Source organism: Pseudomonas poae (genome assembly GCA_028869255.1).
Taxonomy (GTDB): Bacteria; Pseudomonadota; Gammaproteobacteria; order Pseudomonadales; family Pseudomonadaceae; genus Aquipseudomonas; species Aquipseudomonas poae_C.
In genome coordinates this window covers 3,082,856-3,106,845 of the sequence record CP110972.1, presented here as the reverse complement: position 1 = coordinate 3,106,845, position 23,990 = coordinate 3,082,856, and the positions used below count along the sequence as shown (strand labels likewise).

10 protein-coding genes and 1 pseudogene are annotated in these 23,990 nt (G+C 63.6%); 5 read left to right on the top strand and 6 right to left on the bottom strand.

What is annotated here, in order from left to right; genetic code table 11:
* Positions 1 to 60 precede the first annotated feature (60 nt).
* Together LRS56_13910 and LRS56_13905 are read left to right on the top strand one after the other, a co-directional pair.
* Positions 61 to 1,415 (top strand): annotated as a pseudogene (locus LRS56_13910) (MATE family efflux transporter).
* A 40-nt stretch (positions 1,416 to 1,455) separates the two neighbouring features.
* Positions 1,456 to 2,628, top strand: a complete 1,173-nt coding sequence (locus tag LRS56_13905) for an MFS transporter (GenBank protein WDU65435.1) — start codon at positions 1,456 to 1,458, stop codon at positions 2,626 to 2,628.
* Here the strand turns inward: LRS56_13905 and ispG are convergent.
* The 4 genes from ispG to LRS56_13885 are packed head-to-tail and all read right to left on the bottom strand — an operon-like array spanning position 2,596 to position 7,657.
* Positions 2,596 to 3,873: a flavodoxin-dependent (E)-4-hydroxy-3-methylbut-2-enyl-diphosphate synthase gene (gene ispG / locus LRS56_13900; GenBank protein WDU65434.1), complete on the bottom strand. Its 1,278-nt coding sequence runs from the start codon at positions 3,871 to 3,873 to the stop codon at positions 2,596 to 2,598. The two genes, LRS56_13905 and ispG, sit on opposite strands and share 33 nt — an antisense overlap.
* A gap of 18 nt (positions 3,874 to 3,891) precedes the next feature.
* Positions 3,892 to 4,821 (bottom strand): 4-hydroxy-3-methylbut-2-enyl diphosphate reductase, encoded by a 930-nt coding sequence (ispH, locus tag LRS56_13895; protein WDU65433.1) that lies wholly within the window; start codon positions 4,819 to 4,821, stop codon positions 3,892 to 3,894.
* Entirely contained in the window at positions 4,818 to 6,647 is a 1,830-nt protein-coding gene (gene dxs / locus LRS56_13890; protein WDU65432.1) for a 1-deoxy-D-xylulose-5-phosphate synthase, read from the bottom strand. The genes ispH and dxs overlap by 4 nt, the downstream gene beginning before the upstream one ends.
* Positions 6,648 to 6,700: 53 nt before the next feature.
* Positions 6,701 to 7,657: a hypothetical protein gene (locus tag LRS56_13885; protein ID WDU65431.1), complete on the bottom strand. Its 957-nt coding sequence runs from the start codon at positions 7,655 to 7,657 to the stop codon at positions 6,701 to 6,703.
* A gap of 282 nt (positions 7,658 to 7,939) precedes the next feature.
* On the opposite strand from LRS56_13885, the gene ispC reads away from it, so the two are divergent.
* Positions 7,940 to 9,121: a 1-deoxy-D-xylulose-5-phosphate reductoisomerase gene (gene ispC, locus LRS56_13880; GenBank protein ID WDU65430.1), complete on the top strand. Its 1,182-nt coding sequence runs from the start codon at positions 7,940 to 7,942 to the stop codon at positions 9,119 to 9,121.
* An 8-nt stretch (positions 9,122 to 9,129) separates the two neighbouring features.
* Here the strand turns inward: ispC and LRS56_13875 are convergent, their stop codons facing one another.
* Together LRS56_13875 and LRS56_13870 are read right to left on the bottom strand one after the other, a co-directional pair.
* Positions 9,130 to 9,495, bottom strand: a complete 366-nt coding sequence (locus LRS56_13875) for a type II toxin-antitoxin system HicB family antitoxin (protein WDU65429.1) — start codon at positions 9,493 to 9,495, stop codon at positions 9,130 to 9,132.
* Entirely contained in the window at positions 9,492 to 9,743 is a 252-nt protein-coding gene (locus LRS56_13870; protein ID WDU65428.1) for a type II toxin-antitoxin system HicA family toxin, read from the bottom strand. Before LRS56_13870 ends, LRS56_13875 begins: the two co-directional genes overlap by 4 nt.
* A 209-nt stretch (positions 9,744 to 9,952) precedes the next feature.
* Between LRS56_13870 and LRS56_13865 the strand changes: the two genes are divergently transcribed.
* Positions 9,953 to 11,554, top strand: coding sequence for a condensation domain-containing protein (locus LRS56_13865; GenBank protein ID WDU65427.1), 1,602 nt, complete (start codon positions 9,953 to 9,955; stop codon positions 11,552 to 11,554).
* Positions 11,502 to 23,990, top strand: coding sequence for a non-ribosomal peptide synthase/polyketide synthase (locus LRS56_13860; GenBank protein ID WDU65426.1), 12,489 nt, complete (start codon positions 11,502 to 11,504; stop codon positions 23,988 to 23,990). The genes LRS56_13865 and LRS56_13860 overlap by 53 nt, the downstream gene beginning before the upstream one ends.

Here is a 23,990-nt window from a genome sequence, read left to right as displayed (position 1 = left end):
GATCGGATCCAATTACGGTATAACCCTCGGACGCTTTAGTTATCCGAGGCCACGTTTTTCATGCAAAGCTCTTTGCAACGCCCGCTGTGGCAGGTCTACCTGATCTTTCTGGCGCCGATGGTGCTGTCCAATTTCCTGCAGAGTTTTTCCGGCACGCTCAATGGCATTTATGTCGGGCAAATGCTCGGCACCCAGGCACTGGCGGCGGTGTCGGGGATGTTCCCCATCGTGTTCTTCTTTATTGCCCTGGTGATCGGCCTGGGGGCGGGCGCTTCGGTGTTGATCGGCCAGGCCTGGGGGCGCAGGAAACCGGCATGGTCAAGGCGATCACCGGCGCGACCCTGACCCTGGGCGCATTGGTGGGCCTGACCGCGGCGGTGCTCGGCAGCCTGTTTGCGCGCCCGGCGCTGCAGGCACTGGGCACACCGCTGGATGTGCTCGACGATGCGGTGGGCTATGCCCAGATGATGATGCTGATCATGCCGTTGCTGCTGGTGTTTATCCTCTACACCCAGTTACTGCGCGGGGTCAGTGACACCCTTTCGCCATTGCTGGCGTTGATGGTCTCGACCCTGGTGGGGCTGTTGCTGACCCCGGCGTTGATCCGCGGCTGGATCGGCCTGCCGCCGATGGGTATTCAGAGCGCGGTGTACGCGGGCCTGGTGGGTAACGCGGCGGCGATGCTGTTTCTGATCCTGCGCCTGCGCCACAAAAACCACGTGATGGCGCCGGACCGTGAACTGCTCGCGGCCTTGCGCCTGGACCGCGTAATTTTGGGCAAAGTCCTACGCATCGGCTTGCCTACCGGTTTGCAGATGGTGGTGCTGTCGCTGTCGGAACTGGTGATTCTGGCCCTGGTCAACAGCCACGGTTCACAGGCCACGGCGGCCTATGGCGCGGTGACGCAGATCGTTAACTACGTGCAGTTCCCTGCGCTGTCGATTGCCATCACCGCTTCGATCCTGGGGGCCCAGGCGATTGGCGCCGGACGGCTTGAACGGATCGGGCCGATCCTGCGCACCGGGTTGTTGATCAACACCTGCCTGACCGGTGGCTTGATCGTGCTGGGCTACGCGCTGTCCCACTGGTTGCTCGGTTTGTTTATCACCGATGACGCTGCGCGGGTGAATGCCGAACACCTGCTGCACATCATGTTGTGGAGCATCCTGGTGTTCGGGTTCCAGGCCGTGATCGGCGGAATCATGCGCGCCAGCGGGGTGGTGCTGATGCCGGTGGCGATCTCGATCTTCTGCGTGCTGTGCGTGGAGTTGCCGATGGCGTACCTGCTCAACGCGCACTTTGGCCTGGAAGGGGTGTGGATGGCGTTTCCGGTGACCTACCTGGCGATGCTGGGGTTGCAGACCGCGTACTACCGGTTGGTGTGGCGGCATAAACAGATCAAGCGCCTGGTGTGATAAAAGGATGCGCAACTTCAGGACAGAAGGCTTTTAAGTGATGGCAAACCCCTACGCCGAGTTGTTCCAGGTTCCCGGCGCCCGGGCTTTTGTACTGGCGGGCATGCTGGCGCGCATGCCGGTGTCGATGACCGGTATCGGCTTGATCACCATGCTGTCGCAAGTGCACGGCGGTTATGGCCTGGCCGGTTCGGTAGCGGCGGTGTTTGCCTTGGCCACGGCGTTTTGCGCGCCGCAGGTTTCACGTCTGGTCGACCGCTACAGCCAGGGCAGGGTGCTGCCGGTCGCCGCGCTGATCGGCGGTGGCGCGTTGCTGATGCTGTTGCTGTGCACCCGTTTGCAGGCACCGAGCTGGACGCTGTTCCTGTTCGCCGCCCTGGCCGGTTGCATGCCCAACATGTCGGCCATGGTGCGCGCACGCTGGACCGAGTTGTACCGCGGCCAGCCCAAACTGCAAACCGCGTTTGCCCTGGAGTCGGTACTGGACGAGGTGTGTTTTATCATCGGCCCACCGATCTCGGTAGGGCTCAGCGTCGTGCTGTTTCCCGAAGCCGGGCCTTTGGTCGCGGCATTGCTGTTGGCGGTGGGCGTCACCACGTTTGTGCTGCAACGCGACACCGAACCTGCGGTGCACGAACACCATGAGCATCACGGTGGCTGGCTGATCGCCTCGCCCTCGGTGTTGATCCTGATGATCCTGCTGCTGGCCATGGGCGTGATTGTCGGTGTGGTGGATGTGGTCAGCGTGGCCTTCGCCCAGCATCAGGGCCAGCCGGCGGCGGCGAGTATCGTGCTGTCGGTGTACGCCATCGGCTCATGCCTGGCAGGGTTGGCGTTCGGCACACTCAAACTCGAGGCGCCGCTGCCCCGGCAATTTCTGTTCTGTGGTGTGGCCACGGCACTGACCACCTTGCCGTTGCTGCTGGTGAACAATATTCCCGGCCTGGCGGTCGCGATCTTCATTTCCGGCCTGTTCTTCGCGCCCACGCTGATCGTGTCCATGGCGCTGGTAGAGCGCATCGTGCCGCCGAGCCGCCTGACCGAAGGCATGACTTGGCTGATCACCGGCCTCAGCATCGGCGTGGCCATCGGCGCCGCCAGCTCCGGCTGGATGATCGACCACTTTGGCGCTACCAGCGGGTTCTGGGTCGCGTTGGCGGCGGGGGCGGTGGTGCTGGGCTCAGCGCTGTTGGGCTATCGGCGACTGGGCTGAGAGCAGTGCCTGCAAAGCCTGATGCTGAAGGCCATAGCGCGCGGCCACATAAGCCTCCAACAGGCAGATGAAATCCTCGGCGATGGTCGGCCCCTTCAGCGTCATCACCCGTTCGCCATCTATATAGACCGGTGCGCTGGGATGTTCCCCGGCACCGGGCAAAGAAATGCCGATATCGGCCAAACGGCTTTCTCCGGGGCCATTGACCACACAGCCCATGACCGCGACCTGCATGCGCTCGACGCCGGGATAACGGCTACGCCACAGCGGCGTCTGCTCGCGCAGGTAGCTTTCGATACGCTGCGCCAGTTCCTGGAAAAACACGCTGGTGGTTCGCCCGCACCCCGGGCACGCCACCACTTGCGGCGTAAAGGCACGCAAACCCATGGTTTGCAGAATCTGTTGGGCGACCTGCACCTCCTTGGACCGTTCACCCCCGGGGTCAGGGGTGAGGGAAATGCGCAGGGTGTCGCCGATACCTTCCTGCAGCAGCACGGCCAGGGCCGCCGTTGAGGCGACGATCCCTTTGGAGCCCAAGCCGGCCTCGGTCAACCCAAGGTGCAGCGGGAAATCGCAGCGCGCCGCCAGGTTGCGATACACCGCGATCAGGTCCTGCACATGGCTGACCTTGGCCGACAACACAATATGATCGGCCGGCAACCCCACCTCGATTGCCCGGTGGGCATTGTCCAGCGCCGACACCACCAGTGCCTCTCGCATCACTGCGTCGGCCGCCAGCGGTGCGGGGAGGGCGGCGTTGGCATCCATCATGCGCGCCAACAGGTCCGGGTCGAGGCTGCCCCAGTTGACGCCTATGCGCACCGGTTTGTCATACCGACAGGCCACTTCGATCATCTGGCAGAACTGTTCATCGCGCCGTGCGCCCTTGCCGACATTGCCGGGGTTGATCCGGTACTTGGCCAGGGCCTGGGCACATTCCGGGTACGTGGCCAGCAGGCGATGGCCGTTGAAGTGAAAGTCGCCCACCAACGGTACATCGAGATTGCGCCGATCCAGCAGTTCGCGGATGGTCGCCACCTGGGCGGCCGCCTCGTGGCCGTTAACGGTGATGCGCACCAGCTCCGCACCGGCACGGGCCAGGCTTTCGACCTGCGCGGCGGTGGCGTGGGCATCGGCGGTGTCGGTATTGGTCATGGCCTGGACCACAATCGGTGCGTCGCTGCCCAGGCACACGTTGCCGATCTGTACTTGACGCGTGAGGCGACGCGCAATCGGGATGTTCATGGTGGTAACTCCTCGGGCCTATTGCCGCGCAATCAGGCCGGCTGGCGGGCGAAACTGCACGTGTTCCTCGCGACCTGGCAAGGTCTGGATGTGCAGCGGTGCAATGCGCGCCAGGGCCGCGATGACGTCTTGCACCGAAGCCTCCGGGGTTGACGCACCGGCGCTGATTCCCACGCTCATCTGCGGGGTAAACCAGTTCGCATCTACCTCGTTGCCGTCGGCCACCAGGTAGCTGGGCGTGCCGCTCTCGTTGGCCAGTGCGCACAAGGTCACGGCGTTGGCGCTGTTGGGGCTGCCGACCACGAGCAACACATCCGCCTGGGTGCACAGCTCACGCACGGCCTGCTGACGGTTCTGTACCGCATAGCAGATGTCGCGGCTGGCCGGCCCGACAAGCTGCGGATAGCGTTGCTTCAAGGCATCGATCACGTTACGTGTGGCATCGACACTCAAGGTGGTCTGGGTGAGGTAGGCCAACGGCGTGTTGGCAGGAAACATCAGGGCCTGCACCTGTTCGACGGTCTGGATCAAGGTGATCGGCGCGTCGACCTGACCCTGGATGCCGATGACTTCCGGGTGGCCATGCTCGCCGATCAGGACCAACTGGTATCCCTTTGCAGCGTATTGGCGCCCATGCAGGTGCACTTTGGTCACCAGCGGGCAGGTGGCATCGAGCACGTGGAGTTCACGCTGCGAAGCCTGATGTTCCACCGCTTGCGCCACCCCATGTGCGCTGAAAATAGTCACCGCACCTACCGGCACCTGTTCCAGGTCCTCGACAAATACGGCGCCCCGGTCGCGCAGTGACTTCACTACATGGCGGTTATGCACGATTTCATGGCGCACGTAGACGGGGGCGCCGAAGCGTTCCAGGGCCTGTTCAACCGTGTCGATGGCGCGTACCACGCCCGCACAGAAGCCCCGGGGCTGAGCCAGGATAATGTTCATGTGCAGGCCCTCGCGTGGTAGGCCGGTGCGGTGCTGGGCAATGGGTAACCCAGCTGGTGCTCATCGGCGAAGCGCTGTATCGCCTGCGTGATGCCCTCGGCGTCCAGGCCGCACTGGCTCAGGAGCTGCTCAGGTGTACCGTGTTCGATAAAGTGGTCGGGCAGGCCCAGCAGCAGCAGGGGAGGCCGCAGGTTCTGGCTGGCCAGGTATTCCAGGCAGGCCGAGCCGGCGCCGCCCATCACGCAGCCTTCTTCAACCGTCACCAGCCAATCATGCTCGCGTGCCAGCGTCTGGAGCAGGGTGTGGTCCAGCGGTTTGATAAAGCGCATGTTGGCCAGGGTGGCGTCGAGCAATTCTGCCGCTGCCACCGCCCTTAGCGTCATTGAACCAAAGGCCAGGATGGCGATACGTTTGCCGTGGGGCTGGGTGCAGACGCGGCGGATTTCGCCCTTGCCCACCGCCAGCTCGGTCAGCTCGGGTGAAGGCGCGATACCGCTGCCCGAACCCCGAGGGTAGCGCACGGCGCAAGGCCCCGATTGCTGCAGAGCGGTGTGCAGCATCTGCCGACACTCCTGCTCGTCGGCGGGCGCCATCACGGTGAGATGGGGGACGCAGCGCAAGTAAGCGATATCGAAGGCACCCATATGGGTGGCACCGTCTGCCCCCACGATGCCGGCGCGGTCGATGGCAAACACCACCGGCAGTTGCTGCAGGGCTATGTCGTGGATCAGTTGGTCATAACCGCGTTGCAGGAACGTCGAGTAGATGGCCACCACCGGCTTCATGCCATCGGCGGCGAGGCCGGCGGCGAAGGTCAGCGCGTGCTGCTCGGCGATCCCTACATCAAAGTAACGCTCGGCAAACTGTCGCTCGAACGCCACCAGCCCGGAGCCTTCGCGCATGGCTGGGGTGATCACCACCAGCCGTGGGTCGCGCGCGGCTTCATCCGCCAGCCACTGGCCGAACACCTGGGTGTAGGTGAGCGCGCCGGGAGCCGCCGGGCGAATCCCTTGGATCGGGTCAAACTTGCCCGGCCCGTGATACAGCACCGGGTCGGCGGCAGCGGGCGAGTAGCCGTGGCCTTTTTCGGTGATGATGTGCAGCAGCTGTGGGCCCCGCTGGTTTTTCAGGCGACGCAACGTGTCCACCAGTTCGCTCAGGTCATGCCCGTCGATAGGGCCGTGGTAGCCCAGGCCCAGTGCCTTGAACACACTGGGGTCGTGGCTGCCATGACGGTCGGCGGTCAACGCGCCCAGGTGTTCGCGCAGCATGCCCACCGACGGCGAGATCGACATGTCGTTGTCATTGAGGATCACCAGAAACGGCAGGTCACGGAACAGCCCCGCATTATTGAGTGCCTCGAAGGCCATGCCGCCGCTCAGGGCACCGTCACCGATTACGGCGATGCAATGGCGCGGGTGCCCCAGGTTACGAGCAGCCAGGGCCATGCCCAGGGCGGCCGAAATCGAGGTGCTGGAATGGGCGGTACCGAAACAGTCGTAGCCTGACTCGCACCGGCGCGGAAACCCCGAAATCCCGCCAAGCTGACGAAGGCCAGGCATGTCGTTGCGGCGCCCGGTGAGGATCTTGTGGGCATACGCCTGGTGCCCTACGTCCCAGACAATCCGGTCATCCGGGGTGTCGAACACGTAATGCAGGGCGATGGTCAGCTCGACGGTGCCCAGGTTGGCCGACAGATGGCCGCCTGTGGCGCTGACGCTCTGCAGGATAAATGCCCGCAGTTCATGTGCCAAAGGCCCCAAGGCTGCAGGGTGCAAACTGCGCAGGCACGCAGGGTTGTTCACTGACTCTAGTAGTTCATACATAGTCCGCATCTCCACCGTGCTCGTCCTGGCGGTCAGCCCACCCAATCAACACGTCATGAATCATTCGTCGAGACGCAGACATAGCGACAAGTATCGTTAAATGCCCAGTATTGATAACCGATGATCCAATGTTGCAGTTCATTGATATAGCGTCGGACGGCGGGAGTAGAGGTATGAAATAGATGCTCGGACAACGCGTCGAAGTTGTTTAATGGGTGCTGGACAGTGTCCGATACCAGGCTAAGTGCCTCTTTTAACGTGTGGCCTTCAAAAACGTGCAGACAAACCAGGTTTTCATAGTGTCCCCGCTGCCTGGTCTCGTGTGCATAACTGTGAATATCATTGCACAAGGCGATAATGATATTGGCCTGCTGTGACAATGTTTGAAGGTTAAGGCAGTAGCGATCTTCGTCGCGTAGTTGATAACCTACGCTGGTACCGTAAAAATCAAAACAGGGGACTAAGCCGCTATTATGGTAGCGAAGTATTTCATAAGCGTGTTTGTCGATGCTTATTTTATGTAGCTGCCCAATGATTTGTAGGGTATTGGCACCGTACATCATGCGTACGTTAGTGATGAAGTGGTGTAGCCAGACGCTGCCCATTTGTTTCAGAAGGCGCGTGCAAATGTCTCGCCACGCGTTTTGCAAGGGGGCGGCTGGCGAAGTCTTATCCTGCTGCCCCTGGACGTTCCAGAGGGCGCTGACATCCGCAATGATTGCGCGTGGTATACGCTGGGCTCGGTCAAATAGCCGATCGTCAACGAGATACAGCCAAGTAAGAAAGTCGGCGATGGTGTTCAGTAAACTCATAGAAGCATTGGGATAACAGCGTGCAGCGAGCCACCCGAACCTGGAGCTGATCAATTCGCTGTGAAAGTCAGGGTCAGTGGCCAGTTGTTGGGCTTCTGTCCATTCAAGTACATGCTGCTCAACAGCTTGAGCGTGCGGCGGAGGCTCGTTTTGCGCATGTGCACACGCAGGGCGAAATGGAATGTCGGTTACATTCATTTGAACAGCTCCACAGTATCTGTAGCCTAGGACGATACTGCGGACCTTGGGGCGAGTTGGCAGGTGATGAAGAATTATAGTGAGAGAGTACCTTAATAATTCAAGCGGACTTCAGTTTTGTTAGTCTGGTTTGCAATTGCTGTTATTGTGTTTTGATATACGCAGTGATTGGGATGGATAAGTAGAAGCTCTATCGCTAATTATTATAGTGGTTGCCGTTGTAATACGGGTCAAGGCGCCTAGGCTTGTCTCTGTCAGTTATCAGTTACGGATGGCAAGACCATGATGCAACGCCTGCTCGTTCTCGGTTCAACCGGGTCGGTCGGCGACAGTGTTTTAGATGTAGTCGCGCGTCACCCCGAGGCATTTATGGTCCACGGCCTTACCGCTCATCGGCGTATGGACAAGCTGTACCAGCAATGCCTGCGATTTCGGCCCGCGATAGCGGTGGTCAGTGAGCCGCAACACGCCATCGAATTACAGGCGCATCTGTTGGCGGCCGGCGTGCCCACGGAGGTGCTATGTGGCACCGATGCGTTGTGCGCCGCAGCGCGGGAGTCGCAGGTCGACACCGTAGTGGCGGCGATTGTCGGTGCGGCGGGGTTGTTGCCGACCTTGAGCGCCGCACAGGCCGGCAAGAAAATCCTGCTGGCCAACAAGGAAGCGTTGGTCGTCTCGGGGGCGTTGTTCATTGAAACCGCTGCCAGGGCAGGCGCCATCGTTATTCCGCTGGACAGTGAGCACAACGCGATCTTCCAGTGCCTGCAAGGATGCCATGGCACGTTTGACGGCGTTGAGCGCCTGGTGCTGACGGCTTCCGGCGGGCCTTTCAGGGACTGGCCATTGGACTGCCTGGGCGAGGCCACGCCCGAACAAGCCTGCGCCCACCCCAACTGGTCCATGGGCCGCAAGATCTCTGTGGACTGCGCGACCATGATGAACAAGGGCCTGGAGATCATCGAGGCCCATTGGTTGTTCAACCTGCCAGCCGAGCGCATCGAGGCGCTGATTCATCCGCAAAGCGTGGTGCATTCCATGGTGGTGTTTCGTGATCAATCGGTGATGGCGCAACTGGGCAACCCCGACATGCGCATGCCAGTGGCCCATGCCCTGGCATATCCGCAACGCATTGAGTCGGGCGTGGCCCCGCTGGACCTGACCCGCTATGCCGGGCTGACCTTTGAACACCCTGACGTGGAGCGTTTTCCGTGCCTTGGCCTGGCATTACAGGTATTGGCTGACGGTGCCCAGGCCAGTGCAGCCATGAATGCGGCCAACGAGGTGGCGGTCGAGGCGTTCCTGGGCCGGCGTATTCGATTTACCCAGATTTGCGAGGTGGTCGAACAGACGTTGCAACATATCGACCTGCCCAACGAAGTCGACCTTGAAGCGATTCTCGGCCTGGACCACCAGGCGCGGCGACTGGCGCGAGAGCATGTGCGCCTGTGTGTGTCGAGCGTCTAGGTTCGCCGTCAGCCGGCCGCCGGGCAAACATTTGCGCTGTGATGTTGCAGAAACTCATTCAGCGCCTGGCGCGTCAGGTCGTTGAGCGTGACTTTTTTACGGGTGGCAGCCAAGGCCGCAGCCAAATGCAGGTCATGCCCGACGCGGACATTGAACGAGCCTTTGCACGGTTTTTCCGCTGTTTGCCCCAGCGTCTCGCAGGTGGCGAGATAGTCGTCCACCGCCTCACGAAATGCCGCGTCCAGATCGGCGACGGTTTTGCCTTCGTAGCTCACCAGCGCCTTGATGAACAAAATCTTGCCGAACAGGCAGTTGTCTTCGAGGCTGGCTTCGATAGAGCCGATGTAGCCTTTGTGTTTCAGTTGGTTGTTCACTGAATCAGTGCTCCTGACTTCAATTGTTCGATGATCTGGCGCCGAATGTAGTGTTTCAGTGCGTTGCCAGGGTGGGGCTTGTGCAGCGTAATCATTGCACTGGGATCACCGCTGTCGAATTTGACGCGGCTTCCTGCCCCCTCAATCTGTGTGTAGCCCAGCCGATGCAGCAGCGTTACAAGTTCAGGCCAGGTAAATGCCATGTGTTCGTTGAGCAATTTGGCGAGCAGCTTTTCATTTTTGGACACGGCGTTCCCTGCGTGCGACTAAATGTAGTTGCAAAAAGTGGTGTTCGTCAATGCTAGCTCGTGTTCCGTTGGTCTTGCCGAGATTGATGTAACCCTTGATGACACGCCGCTCCACGCCTGCATCCCGTCGCTAATTTTTCCCCGTCCGGTTCGTTTTATAGGGACGACGTGCCTTTGTGCTTCCTGCCTATTGCTCCGGACTCCAAGAAATGAATGCTGAAGACTCCTTGAAACTTGCTCGCCGGTTTATCGGGTTGCCCCTGGAAAAACGCCAGCTGTTCCTGCAGGCATTGCAGAAAGAAGGGGTGGATTTTTCACGGTTTCCGATTCCGGCCGGTGTCGAGGTTGAGGATCGCTTTGCGCTGTCCTATGCGCAGCAGCGCATGTGGTTTCTCTGGCAGTTGGACCCGGCCAGCGGCGCCTACAACCTGCCTGGCGCCGTGCGCTTGAAGGGTGCGCTGAGCTTGCGTGCCATGGAGCAGGCGTTTGCCAGCCTGGTGGCGCGCCACGAAACCCTGCGCACGGTGTTTCAGCGCCAGGCCGATGAGCGCCTGTTGCAGGTCGCGGTGCAGCCATCGTTGGCCGTCGAGCAACTTGACTTGAGCGATCTGGCCCCCGCCGCGCGCGAACAGGCCGTCAACCACGCGGCTACCCGCCAGTCGCTGCTGCCCTTTGACCTGGAGCACGGCCCGCTGCTGCGCGTGCAGTTGCTCAAGCTTGACGCGCAGGAACACGTGCTGCTGCTGACCCTGCACCACATCGTTTCCGATGGTTGGTCGATGAACGTGCTGATCGACGAGTTCATCCGCTGCTACGACGCCCATGAGCGCAACGAAGCGCCGCAACTGCCGGCCTTGCCGATCCAGTACAGCGACTATGCCTTGTGGCAGCGTCGCTGGCTGGAAGCGGGGGAGCAGGCGCGTCAACTGGACTACTGGCAGGCGCGCCTGGGCGACGAGCACCCGGTGCTGGAACTGCCTACCGACCACCCACGTCCGGCGATGCCCAGCTACCAGGGCACGCGGCACAATTTTTCGATTGATCCGGCACTGGCCGCGCAGCTGCGCAGTTGTGCGCAAAAGCACAACGTCACCTTGTTCATGCTGTTGCTCGGCGCCTTCAATGTGCTGCTGCATCGCTACACCGGCCAGGGTGATATCCGCGTCGGCGTGCCGATTGCCAATCGCAACCGTACCGAGGTCGAAGGGCTGATCGGCTTCTTCGTCAACACCCAGGTGCTGCGCACCGAACTGACCGGGCAAACCCGCGTCAGTGAGCTGCTGCAAGGCATCAAGGAACACGCACTGGGTGCCCAGGCCCATCAGGAATTGCCGTTCGAGCGGCTGGTGGAGGCTCTCAAGGTTGAGCGCAGCCTCAGCCATACGCCGCTGTTCCAGGTGATGTACAACCACCAGCCGGTGGTGTCCGATATCGCATCGGTCAACACCGCCTCCGGCCTGGAACTGGCCCTGGTGGAGTGGCAAGGCCGCACGACCCAGTTCGACCTGACCCTCGACACCTATGAAAAATCCGGCACCTTGCATGCGGCCTTGACCTACGCCAACGACCTGTTTGACGCGCCGACTATCGAGCGCATGGCGCGGCACTGGATCAGCCTGTTGCAGGCCATGGTTGCCGATGGCGAGCAGCGTATCGGTGAGCTGCCGATGCTGGCCGCCGCTGAGCAGGCGGTGCTGGTGCACGCCTGGAACCAGACCGCGCAAGCCTATCCGACCGAGCGTGGCATTCACCAGTTGATTGAGGACCAGAGTAGGTGTCACCCCCGATGCGCCGGCGCTGGTGTTCGGTGACACCACGCTGACCTACGCACAGCTCGACGCCCGCGCCAACCAGTTGGCCAATGCCTTGCGCGAACAGGGCGTTGGCCCTGACGTGCTGGTGGGCATTTGCGTCGAGCGCTCCATTGAGATGGTGGTCGGCCTGCTGGCCATCCTCAAGGCTGGGGGCGCCTACGTCCCGCTCGACCCCGAATACCCCCGGGAACGCCTGGCCTACATGATCGAAGACAGCGGCATCCAGCTGCTGCTCAGCCAACAGCGTCTGCTGCCGTCGCTGCCTGCGGCGGGTATCCGGGTGATTGCCCTGGATCAGCCCGCGCTGTGGCTGGATGGCTACAGCACCGAGTCCCCCGCAGTCGATGTTCACGCGCTGAACCTGGCCTACGTGATCTACACCTCCGGCTCCACCGGCAAGCCCAAGGGCGCCGGCAACAGCCATCGGGCCCTGGTCAACCGCCTGTGCTGGATGCAACAGGCCTACCACCTGGATGCCGGCGACGCCGTCCTGCAGAAAACCCCGTTCAGCTTTGATGTGTCGGTCTGGGAATTCTTCTGGCCGCTGATGACCGGCGCACGCCTGGTGGTCGCCGCGCCTGGCGAGCACCGCGAGCCGGCGCGCCTGATCGAGACCATCGGCCGACACGCGATCACCACCTTGCACTTCGTGCCGTCGATGCTCCAGGCGTTTATCCATGAGCCGGGCGTGCAGGCTTGCCGCAGCCTGCAGCGTATCGTGTGCAGCGGCGAAGCCTTGCCGTTGGACGCGCAACTGCAAGTGTTCGCCAAACTGCCCCAGGCCGGGTTGTTCAACCTCTATGGCCCGACCGAAGCGGCCATCGACGTGACCCACTGGACCTGCCTCGACGAAGGCGCCGACAGCGTGCCCATCGGCCGCCCCATCGCCAACCTCGGCACCTACGTGCTCGATGCCCAGCTTAACCCGGTGCCGGCCGGTGTATCCGGCGAGTTGTACCTGGGCGGCAGCGGCCTGGCCCGCAGTTATCACCGTCGCCCGGCATTGACTGCCGAGCGTTTTGTGCCCAGCCCGTTCGGTGATGGCGCGCGTCTGTATCGCACTGGCGACCGCGTGCGCCAGCGTGCCGACGGGGTGATCGAATACCTGGGCCGCCTCGACCATCAGGTCAAGCTGCGCGGCCTGCGCATCGAGCTGGGCGAAATCGAAACGCGCCTGATGCAACACCCTGGCGTGCGTGAGGCGGTGGTGCTGGTGCAGGGCGGCAAGCAGCTGGTGGCCTACCTGGTACTGGAAGGCGAAGCCCCCACCGACCTCAAGGCCTGGCTGCTGAGCAGCCTGCCGGAGTACATGGTGCCAAGCCATATGGTGCACCTGGCCAAGCTGCCGGTCACCGCCAATGGCAAGCTCGACCGCAAGGCCCTGCCATTGCCGGATGCCGCGCCGCAGCAAGCGTATAGCGCGCCGGAAAATGCCCTGCAAAAAGCCCTGGCGGTGATCTGGAGCGATGTGCTCGGCGTCGAGCAGGTCGGCCTCGACGACAACTTTTTCGAGCTGGGTGGGGATTCGATCATCTCCATCCAAGTGGTCAGCCGTGCACGCCAGGCCGGGATTCGCCTCAGCCCCCGGGACCTGTTCCAGTACCAGAGCGTGCGCAGCCTGGCGCTGGTGGCGCGCTTCGAGCAGGCCGCCGTTATCGACCAGGGGCCCCTTACCGGCGACGTCATCCTGACCCCTGTGCAGCACAGCTTTTTCGACCAGGCCATCCCGGCGCGTCAGCATTGGAACCAATCGTTGCTGCTGACCCCGCGAGAGGCGCTGGAGCCTGCACGGTTGGACGCGGCCCTGACGCAAGTGCTCAATCATCACGACGCCCTGCGCCTGCGCTTTACGCAGCAGGCGGACGGCTGGCAACAAACCTACGCTGCGCCGGTCGCGGGATCTGACCTGTGGCAAGCCCACGCCACCCGCGAGACTGAACTGGCCGCGTTCTGCGATGAAGCCCAGCGCAGCCTAAACCTTGCGCAAGGCCCGCTGCTGCGCGCCGCCCTGGTGAGCATGGCCGACGGTAGCCAGCGCCTGTTACTGGTGGTCCATCACCTGGTGGTGGATGGCGTGTCCTGGCGCATCCTGTTGGAAGACCTGCAACTGGCGTATGCCAATGCAGCGTTGCCGTCCAAGACCAGCGCCTACCAGCAGTGGGCGCAGCAGTTGCAGGCCCATGCGCTGAGCCTCGAGGCGCAACTGCCGTACTGGCAGGCACAGGCCACAGACGCCGACTTGCCTTGCGACAACCCCCAGGGCGGCCTGCAGAATCGGCTGGGCAGCAAACTTGAAATTCGCCTGAATGCCGACCACACCCGCCAACTGTTGCAGGATGCCCCGGCGGCCTACCGCACCCAGGTCAATGACCTGCTGCTGACCGCGTTGGCACGCGTCATCAGCCGTTGGAGCGGGCAATCCGCCGCGCTGATCCAACTCGAAGGCCATGGCCGCGAAGACCTGTTCGACAACGTTGACCTGACCCGTACTGTCGGCTGGTTCACCAGCCTGTTCCCGGTGCGCCTGCACGCTGACGGCGAGCTGTCGAGTGTGATCAAGTCGGTCAAGGAGCAACTGCGCGCCGTGCCGGACAAAGGCATCGGCTATGGCCTGCTGCGTTACTTGGGTGCACCGGCCGTACGCGAGAGTTTGTCGAGCCTTACCGCACCGCGCATCACCTTCAATTACCTGGGCCAGTTCGACCGCCAGTTCAATGAGTCGGCGCTGTTCGTTCCGGCGGCTCAAGGCAGTGGCCAGGCCCAGGACCCCGAAGCCCCATTGGCCAACTGGCTGACGGTGGAAGGGCAGGTGTATGGCGGTGAATTGGCCCTGCAATGGGGCTTCAGCCGCGAAATGTTCGAGGAGTCGACGATCCAGCGCTTGGCGGATGACTACGCCGCTGAACTCAAGGCGTTGATCGAACACTGCTGCGCCACGCCGGCAGGGCAGGTGACCCCTTCGGACTTCCCGCTGGCGCGCCTGACTCAGCCGCAATTGGACGCGTTGCCGGTGGCGGGCCCGGCGATTGCCGATCTCTACCCGCTGTCGCCGATGCAGCAGGGCATGTTGTTCCACACCCTGTATGAGCCCGAGGCCCAGGCTTATATCAACCAGTTGCGCCTGGACATCCAGGGCCTGGACCTGCTGGCGTTCGGGCGTGCCTGGCAGGCGGCGCTGGACCGTCATGACATCCTGCGCAGCAGCTTCCATTGGCTGGGCCTGGACAGCGCCCATCAGGTGATCCAGCGCCAGGTCGACTTGCAATTGCAAGTGATTGAAGACGTGGAGGCAGACTTCGACGCGCTCGCTGCCGCCGAACGCGAAAAGGGCTTCGTGCTCAATGCCGCGCCGCTGTTTCGCCTGATGCTGGTACGCGGTGCCGGCGATGTCTGGCACCTGATTTTTACCAGCCACCACATCCTGATGGATGGCTGGAGCAACGCCCAACTGCTGGGCGAAGTCATCGCCCACTATGCCGGCCAGCCTGTGTCGGCGCCGCTGGGGCAGTTCCGCGATTACCTGGGCTGGCTGCAGCAGCAAGCCTCGGGTGAGGCATTCTGGAAAGCCGCGCTGGCGCCGTTGCAGGCGCCCACCTTGCTGGCGCCAGCGCTGCGTGTTCCGGCCGAAGGTGCCGGGATGGCGGATTACCAGGTGGTGCTCGACGGCGATTTCACTCGCGCCCTCGGCGAGTTTGCGCGCCGCCAGAAAATCACCCTCAACACCTTGCTGCAAGGCGCCTGGAGCCTGTTGCTGCAACGCTACACCGGTCAGGATTGCGTGGCCTTCGGCGCCACCGTTGCCGGGCGTTCGGCACCGCTGGCGGGGATCGAACAGCAGCTGGGCCTGTTTATCAACACCTTGCCGATGGTCAGCATCGCGGCACCGGCGCAGCCGGCCGCACGCTGGCTCGGCGAGCTGCAAGCCCTGAACCTGAGCCTGCGCGACCATGAGCATGTACCGCTGTATGACATCCAGGGTTGGGCCGGGCAGCAGGGCGCGGCGCTGTTCGACACCTTGCTGGTATTCGAAAACTTCCCGGTGGCCGAAGCCCTCAAACAGGGTGCGCCCGCCGGCCTGACCTTCGGCCGGATGCACAACCACGAAACCACTAACTACCCGCTGACCCTGGGCATTGAGCTGGGTGCCAGCCTGCGCCTGGAGTTCAGCTATAACCGCGCACACTTCAGTGCACAGCAGGTCACCCGCTTGGGTGCCAACCTGCAATACCTGCTGGTGCAATTGCTCGCCGACGCCCAAGCGCCCCTGGGTAATTTGCGGCTGCTCGACGACAGCACCCAGCGCGACATGCGCGCCCTGGGCCAGTCGCCCGGCGGCGCCCCGCATCAGCTGTGGGTGCACGAGCGCATCGCCGCCCAGGCCGCTGCCACGCCGGATGCGCTGGCGGTGCAGGCGGGCGAAGCGCGCTTGAGCTATGCCCAGCTCAACCAACACGCCAACCGTCTGGCCCATCGCCTGCTGGAACTCGGCGTGGGGCCGGGCCAGCTGGTTGGCCTGGCGTGCCGCCGTGGCCCGCAGTTGATCGTCAGCCTGCTGGCCGTGCTTAAAAGCGGCGCCGCCTATGTGCCGCTGGACCCGAAACTCCCCACCGAACGCCTGGCCTACATGCTGGCGGACAGCCGCCTGGATCTGCTGCTCAGCGAAACCGGGCTGCTGGCCGAGCTGGCGCTGCCGCAAGGGTTGGCGCGGGTGGACTTCACTGCCGCAGGTTTGGAGCTGGCCAGCTACCCGGTCACCGACCCAGCTAACCTGGCGGCCGCCACCGACCTGGCGTACGTGATCTACACCTCCGGTTCCACCGGCCAGCCCAAGGGCGTGGCCATCGATCACGCGGCCCTCGGCCAGTTCTGCGGCAGCGCCGAGGTGTACAGCCAGCTGCGCGCCGACGACCGCGTACTGCAGTTCGCCACGTTCAGTTTCGACGGCTTTGTCGAGCAGTGCTACCCACCGTTGTGTGTGGGCGCCGCCTTGATCATGCGCGGTGACGAGCTGTGGGACGCCGGGCAACTGGCGCGGGAAATCGTCGAACAGCGCGTGACGCTCGCCGACTTGCCGGCGGCTTACTGGTACTTGCTGGCCAAGGAGTGCGCCGTGGACCGTCGCCCTCTGGGTAACCTGCGCCAGGTGCATGTGGGCGGCGAAGCGATGTCGGTGGAAGGGCTGCGCGCCTGGCACGCCGCCGGGTTGGGCGGTGTGCGCCTGGTCAACACCTACGGGCCTACCGAGGCCACCGTGGTTTCCAGCGTGCACGACTGCCAGTTGGCGGATGCCAGCGATGCGTTTGGCGTGCCGATCGGCCGCGCCATCGAAGGTCGCTCGCTGTATGTGCTCGACAGTGCTTTCGAGCTGTTGGCCACCGATGGCGTCGGCGAGCTGTGCATCGGCGCCGAGTTCGGCCTGGCCCAGCGCTATTTCGACCGCCCGGCACTCACCGCCGAACGCTTCCTGCCGGACCCGTTTTCGAGCGTGCCGGGTGCGCGGCTGTACCGCAGCGGTGATCTGGCCCGTTACAACGAGGCGGGTGCCCTGGAGTACGTCGGGCGCATCGACCATCAGGTGAAGATTCGCGGTTTCCGTGTGGAAGTCGGCGAGATCGAAGCCAGCCTGCAAGCCTTGCCTCAACTGCGTGAGGCCGCAGTGATCGCGCAACCGAGCGCCACGGGTGCGCAACTGGTGGCCTACGTGGTGCCGGCCCAGGGTCAGCGCCTGGATTCACAGGCGGTGGCGGCCACCTTGCGCCAGTCCCTGCCGGACTACATGGTGCCGGCGCATTGGGTAGTGATGGACGCGTTGCCGTTGAACAACAACGGCAAACTTGACCGCCGTGTATTGCCGGCACCCGACCTGAGCCTGACTCGCCAGGCTTATCGCGCCCCGCAAAGCCCGTTGCAGCACGAGCTGGCAGCGATCTGGCAAGCGGTATTGCAGGTTGAGCAAGTGGGGCTTGATGACCACTTCTTCGAACGGGGCGGCCATTCGTTGCTGGCCACCCAGGTGGTGTCCCGCGTGCGCCATGCGCTCAAGCTGGAAGTGCCGCTGCGAGCGCTGTTCGAACAGCCGACGCTGGAAGCCTTCGCGACGGCTTGCGCGGGCTTGCAGGCTGACACGGCTCCGGCACTGGTGGCCGTGGAGCGCGACCGGCCGCTGGCGCTGTCCTTTGCCCAGGAGCGCCAGTGGTTCCTCTGGCAACTGGACCCGACGGGCGCCGCCTACCATGTGCCGACCGCATTGCACCTTCGCGGCGAACTGGACATTTGCGCGCTGGAGCACGCATTCCAAGCCCTGGTGCAACGCCATGAGCCGCTGCGCACCACCTTCGTGGAGGAGGGCGAGCACGCCTGGCAGGTGATTCACCCAAGCCTGGCGATGCCGGTTGAACGCCAGCAGGTCGCCGCGTCGGCCATCGAACACGCGGTAGCCGAGGAAATCCAGCGGCCATTCAACCTGGTCGACGGCCCGCTGATGCGCGTCAAACTGCTGGAGATCACGGCCGAGCACCATGTGCTGGTGATCACTCAACACCACATCATCTCCGACGGCTGGTCGATGCACGTCATGGTCGACGAGCTGGTGGCGTTGTATCAGGGCCAGGCTCAACTGCCCGCACTGGCACTGCACTATGCCGATTACGCGGTGTGGCAACGCGAGTGGATGGCGGCCGGGGAGCAGCAGCGTCAACTCGACTACTGGTGCAGTCGCCTCGGCACTGAGCATCCGGTGCTGGAATTGCCCCTGGACCACCCGCGCCCGGCGGTACAAAGCCAGCGCGGTGCGCGCCGGCAGATCCATCTGGACACCGCACTGGTCGCAGATCTCAAGGCCCTTGCCCAGCGTCAGGACGTGACCTTGTTCATGCTGCTGCTGGCGTCGTTCCAGACCTTGCTGCATCGCTACAGCGGCCAGACCGACATCCGCGTCGGGGTGCCGATCGCCAATCGCAATCGCCTCGAAACCGAGCAGCTGATCGGCTTCTTCGTCAACACCCAGGTGCTCAAGGCCGAGCTGCACGGGCAGATGGGCTTCGACCAGTTGCTGGCCCAGGTCAAGCAACGTGCATTGGAGGCCCAGGCGCATCAGGACTTGCCGTTCGAGCAACTGGTGCAAGCGCTGCAACCGGAGCGCAGCCTCAGCCACAACCCGCTGTTCCAGGTGATGTTCAACCACCAGGACACCCTGCGCGCAAGCCCGCTGCAATTGCCTGGCCTGACCCTGCAACCGCTGGATTGGGCCGGCCACAGCACCCAGTTCGACCTCAACCTGGAAACCGAAGAGTCCGCCGAGGGCCTGTGGGCGTCCTTGACCTACGCCACCGACCTGTTCGACGCCGCCACCCTGGAACGCCTGGCCGAGCACTGGCAGAACCTGCTGCGCGCCGTGGTGCAGAATGCCTCCCAGGCACTGGATGAACTGGCGATGCTCAGCGCGCCGCAAGTGCAGCAGATGGTTGCTGAGTGGAACCACAGCACGTTCGACTACCCTCGCGAGCGCTGCGTGCAACAGCTGTTCGAAGCGCAAGCCCTGGCACAGCCGCACGCCATCGCCCTGCAATTCAATGACGAGGCCCTGAGCTACGCTGACCTCAACCGTCGCGCCAACCGCCTGGCCCATCGCCTGATCGCGGCGGGCGTCGGCCCGGACGTGCTGGTGGCGGTGCATGTGGAGCGCTCGCTGGACATGGTGGTCGGCCTGCTGGCCACCCTCAAGGCCGGTGGCGCCTATGTGCCGCTGGACCCGCAGTTCCCGGCGGATCGCCTGGCTTTTATGCTCGAAGACAGCCGCGCTCGCGTGCTGCTGACCCAGCCACCGCTGCTCGGCCGCCTGGTACAACCGCACGGTTTGCAGGTGGTGCTGATCGAGGACAGCGAGGCTGACGAACACAACCCGCAGGTCAACGTCACCCCGGAACACCTGGCCTATGTGATCTATACCTCCGGCTCCACGGGTAAACCCAAGGGCGTGATGGTGCGCCACCAGGCGCTGTGCAGTTTTACTTGCGGCATGGCCGATACCCTGGCCATCGGCGCTGATGCGCGAGTGCTGTCGCTGACCACCTTCTCGTTCGACATCTTCGCCCTGGAGCTGTATGTGCCGCTGACGGTTGGCGCCACGGTGCTGTTGAGCGGCCAGGCGCTGGCCCTCGACCCGGAGGCGATTCTCGACCTGGCGCACCGCCAGTGCGCCAACGTCCTGCAAGCCACTCCCTCGACCTGGCGCATGCTGCTGGAGAGCCCCCGCGTGCAACTGCTGCGTGGGATCAAGGCGCTGTGCGGCGGCGAAGCGCTGCCGGCTGACCTGGCCCAGCGCATGCTCGACCTGCAAGGCCCGCTGTGGAACCTGTACGGTCCAACCGAAACCACCATCTGGTCGGCAGCCCATCGTCTGCTCGAGGCGCAGCCTTTTGTCGGGCGGCCGATCGCCAATACTTCGCTGTTCATCCTCAATGCCGGGCTGACCCCTTGCCCATTGGGCGCGGCCGGTGAACTGCTGATCGGCGGCGTGGGCCTGGCGCGTGGCTACCATGCGCGGCCGGCGCTGACTGCCGAACGTTTCGTGCCCAACCCCTACGGTGCGCCGGGCGAGCGCCTGTACCGCACCGGCGACCTGGCGCGCTACCGTGCCGACGGCGTGGTGGAGTACATCGGCCGGGTCGACCATCAGGTCAAGGTGCGTGGGTTCCGTATCGAACTGGGTGAAATCGAAGCCTGCCTGCGCGAGCACGCCGGGGTGCGCGAAGCCGTAGTGCTGGCCGACAACGACCGCCTGATCGCCTACCTGGTAACGTCGGCGCCGCAGGCACCGGACGCCTACAAAGCCGCCCTGCGCGAACGCCTGCCAGACTACATGGTGCCGGCGCACCTGATGTTCCTCGACAGCCTGCCGCTGACCCCCAACGGCAAGCTCGACCGCAAGGCCTTGCCCAAAGTCGATGCGGCACTGTTGCACAAGGGCCATGTGGCGCCTGTGACCCCACGCGAGCAACAGGTTGCGGCGATCTGGGCCGAGGTGCTGGATGTGCCGCAGGTCGGCCTCGACGACCACTTCTTCGAACTCGGCGGGCACTCCTTGCTGGCCACGCGGGTGGTGTCGCGGGTACGCCAGGCGCTGGCGCTGGAAGTGGCGCTCAAGACCCTGTTCGAACAGCCCCTGCTGGGTGACTTCGTACGTGCGCTGGGTGAGGAGGGCGTAGTTGCGCCGGCCATGCTCAAGGCTGATCGCAACCAGCCCTTGCCGCTGTCCTATGCCCAGGAGCGCCAGTGGTTCCTCTGGCAACTGGACCCGCAAAGCGCCGCGTACCACATCCCCAGCGCCCTGCGTTTGAGCGGCGCGCTGGACCTGGCCGCACTGCAACGCAGCTTTGACACCTTGCTGGCGCGCCATGAAAGCCTGCGCACCCATTTGCGCCAGGACGCAGGCGGTGCGGTGCAGGTGATTGAAGAGTCGGGCCTGATTGAAATCGAGCAGGCCGACACCGATGAAGCCGCACTGAAAGCACGGGTCGCCGACGAGGTCGCACGCCCGTTCGACCTGCTGCGCGGGCCATTGCTGCGGGCTAAGTTGTTGCGCTTGAGCGCGAACGAGCAGGTGCTGGTGCTGGTGCAGCACCATATCGTCTCCGATGGCTGGTCGATGCAATTGATGGTCGAGGAACTGGTGCAGCTGTACGCCGCGTTCAGCCAGGGGCATACGCCGAACCTGGCGGCGTTGCCGGTGCAGTACGCCGACTACGCCGTGTGGCAGCGCAGCTGGATGGAAGCCGGCGAGAAGGCCCGCCAACTGGCTTACTGGAATGCGCAGTTGGGCGGTGTGCAGCCGGTACTGGAACTGCCGTTCGACTACCAGCGCCCTGCGGTGCAAAGCCACCGTGGTGCCCGTTTGGGCATTGAGCTTGCGGCGCCGCTGCTGGCCGGTTTGCGCGGCTTGGCGCAGCGCGCCGGGGTCACGTTGCCGATGGTGTTGCTGGCGTCTTACCAGGCGTTGCTGCACCGCTACAGCGGCCAGGAAGACGTGCGCGTCGGCGTGCCGATTGCCAACCGTAATCGCCTGGAAACCGAAGGGCTGATCGGCTTTTTCGTCAACACCCAGGTGCTCAAGGCCGATATCCACGGGCAAATGAGCGTTGAGCAGCTGTTGCATCAAGCGCGCCAACGCTCCCTGGAGGCACAGGCCCATCAGGACCTGCCGTTCGAGCAACTGGTGGAGGCGCTGCAGCCCGAGCGCAGCATGAGCCTGAGCCCGTTGTTCCAAGTCATGTTCAACCACCGCGTGACCTCGGCCGCCAGCCACTTGCAGCGCCTGACCGACCTGAGCGTCGAGGTCCTGAGCTGGGATGAGGGCCTGGCCCAGTTCGACCTGGCGCTGGACGTGGAAGAAAGCCAGGCGCTGCTGCGTGCGTCCCTGAACTACGCCACCGACCTGTTCGCCCCGGCGACCATCGAACGCATGGCCGGCCACTGGCAGAACCTGTTGCAAGCGATGGTTGATGATCAGCAGCAGCCTATCGGCCAACTGAACCTGCTCAATGCGGATGAGCAACAGCACATCCTCCAGCTGTGGAATCAGACCGGCGCCGGCTTCCCGGCCGAGCGCCTGGTGCACGAGTTGGTGGCCGACCGTGCCAGTGAAACTCCGCACGCGGTCGCGGTGAAATTCGACGCGCAAACCCTGAGCTACGGCGAGCTGGACCGTGAGGCCAACCGCCTGGCCCGCGCCCTGATCGCCCGTGGCGTCGGCCCGGAAGTGCGGGTGGCCATCGCCATGCCGCGCAGCGCCGAAATCATGGTGGCGTTCCTCGCGGTGATGAAAGCCGGTGGCGTGTATGTGCCGCTGGACATCGAATACCCGCGTGATCGCCTGCTGTATATGATGCAGGACAGCCGTGCGCAACTGCTGCTGACCCATTCGGCCGTACAACAGCGCCTGCCGATTCCGGACGGGCTGGACGTGCTTGCCATCGACCAACGGCAAACCTGGGCCGATTTCAGCGACACCGCACCCCCGGTGAAACTCGACGGCGACAACCTTGCCTACGTGATCTACACCTCCGGTTCCACCGGCATGCCCAAGGGCGTGGCGGTGTCGCATGGGCCGTTGGTGGCGCACATTATCGCCACCGGTGAGCGCTATGAAACCGGCCCGGCCGATTGCGAATTGCACTTTATGTCGTTCGCCTTCGACGGCTCCCACGAAGGCTGGATGCACCCGCTGATCAATGGCGCCAGTGTGCTGATCCGCGATGACAGCCTGTGGCTGCCGGACTACACCTACCAGCAAATGCACCGCCATAACGTGACCATGGCCGTGTTCCCGCCGGTGTATCTGCAACAGCTGGCCGAGCATGCCGAGCGCGACGGTAACCCGCCAAAAGTGCGCGTGTACTGCTTCGGCGGCGATGCGGTGGCTCAAGCGAGTTACGACCTGGCGTGGCGTGCACTCAAGCCGACCTACCTGTTCAACGGCTACGGCCCGACCGAAACCGTGGTCACGCCACTGCTGTGGAAGGCGCGCAAGGGCGACCCATGTGGGGCTGTCTACGCGCCGATTGGCACGCTGCTCGGCAACCGCAGCGGCTATGTGCTGGACTCGCAACTCAACCTGCAACCGATCGGCGTGGCCGGTGAGCTGTACTCAGGCGGCGAGGGCGTGGCCCGGGGGTATCTGGAGCGTCCGGCACTCACCGCCGAACGTTTCGTGCCGGACCCGTTCGGCAAACCCGGCAGCCGCGTGTATCGCAGCGGCGACCTGACCCGCGGCCGCCCGGATGGCGTGGTGGATTACCTGGGGCGTGTCGACCATCAGGTGAAAATCCGTGGTTTCCGTATCGAGCTGGGCGAGATCGAAGCCCGCCTGCGCGAGCAGCACAACGTCGGTGAAACCGTGGTGGTGGCGCAGGACGGCCCGACCGGCAAGCAGCTGGTGGCCTATGTGGTACCGGCCGACGCCAACCTGGCCGACCAGGCCGAGTTGCGCGACACCCTGCGCCGCGCCCTGAAAACCCGCCTGCCGGATTACATGGTGCCGACGCACTTTATGTTCCTGGCGCAAATGCCGCTGACCCCCAACGGCAAGCTCGACCGCAAGGGCCTGCCCGAGCCGGATGCGAGCCTGTTGCAGCAGGCGTATGTAGCCCCCGAAACCGAGCTGGAACACCAGATCGCCGCGATCTGGGCCGACGTGCTGCGCCTGCCGCAAGTGGGGCTGAACGACAACTTCTTTGAAGTGGGCGGCCATTCGCTGCTGGCGATCCAGATCACCTCGCGGGTCCAGGCCGAACTGGGCCTGGAAGTGCCGCTGGTGGAAGTGTTCCAGACCGAAACGCTGCGCGCCTATGTACAGGCGGCAGCTACCTTCCGCGCCGGCAGCGTGGAAGATTTTGATGATCTTCGTGACTTTTTGAGCGAACTAGAGGCGATTTGA

Bases quoted from the DNA above. Each gene is read 5' to 3' on its own strand.
- LRS56_13885 (WDU65431.1), bottom strand. From the start codon at position 7,657: ATGAATGTAACCGACATTCCATTTCGCCCTGCGTGTGCACATGCGCAA.
- ispC (WDU65430.1), top strand. From the start codon at position 7,940: ATGATGCAACGCCTGCTCGTTCTCGGTTCAACCGGGTCGGTCGGCGAC.
- ispG (WDU65434.1), bottom strand. From the start codon at position 3,873: ATGAACATCCCGATTGCGCGTCGCCTCACGCGTCAAGTACAGATCGGC.
- dxs (WDU65432.1), bottom strand. From the start codon at position 6,647: ATGTATGAACTACTAGAGTCAGTGAACAACCCTGCGTGCCTGCGCAGT.
- LRS56_13905 (WDU65435.1), top strand. From the start codon at position 1,456: ATGGCAAACCCCTACGCCGAGTTGTTCCAGGTTCCCGGCGCCCGGGCT.
- ispH (WDU65433.1), bottom strand. From the start codon at position 4,821: ATGAACATTATCCTGGCTCAGCCCCGGGGCTTCTGTGCGGGCGTGGTA.
- LRS56_13865 (WDU65427.1), top strand. From the start codon at position 9,953: ATGAATGCTGAAGACTCCTTGAAACTTGCTCGCCGGTTTATCGGGTTG.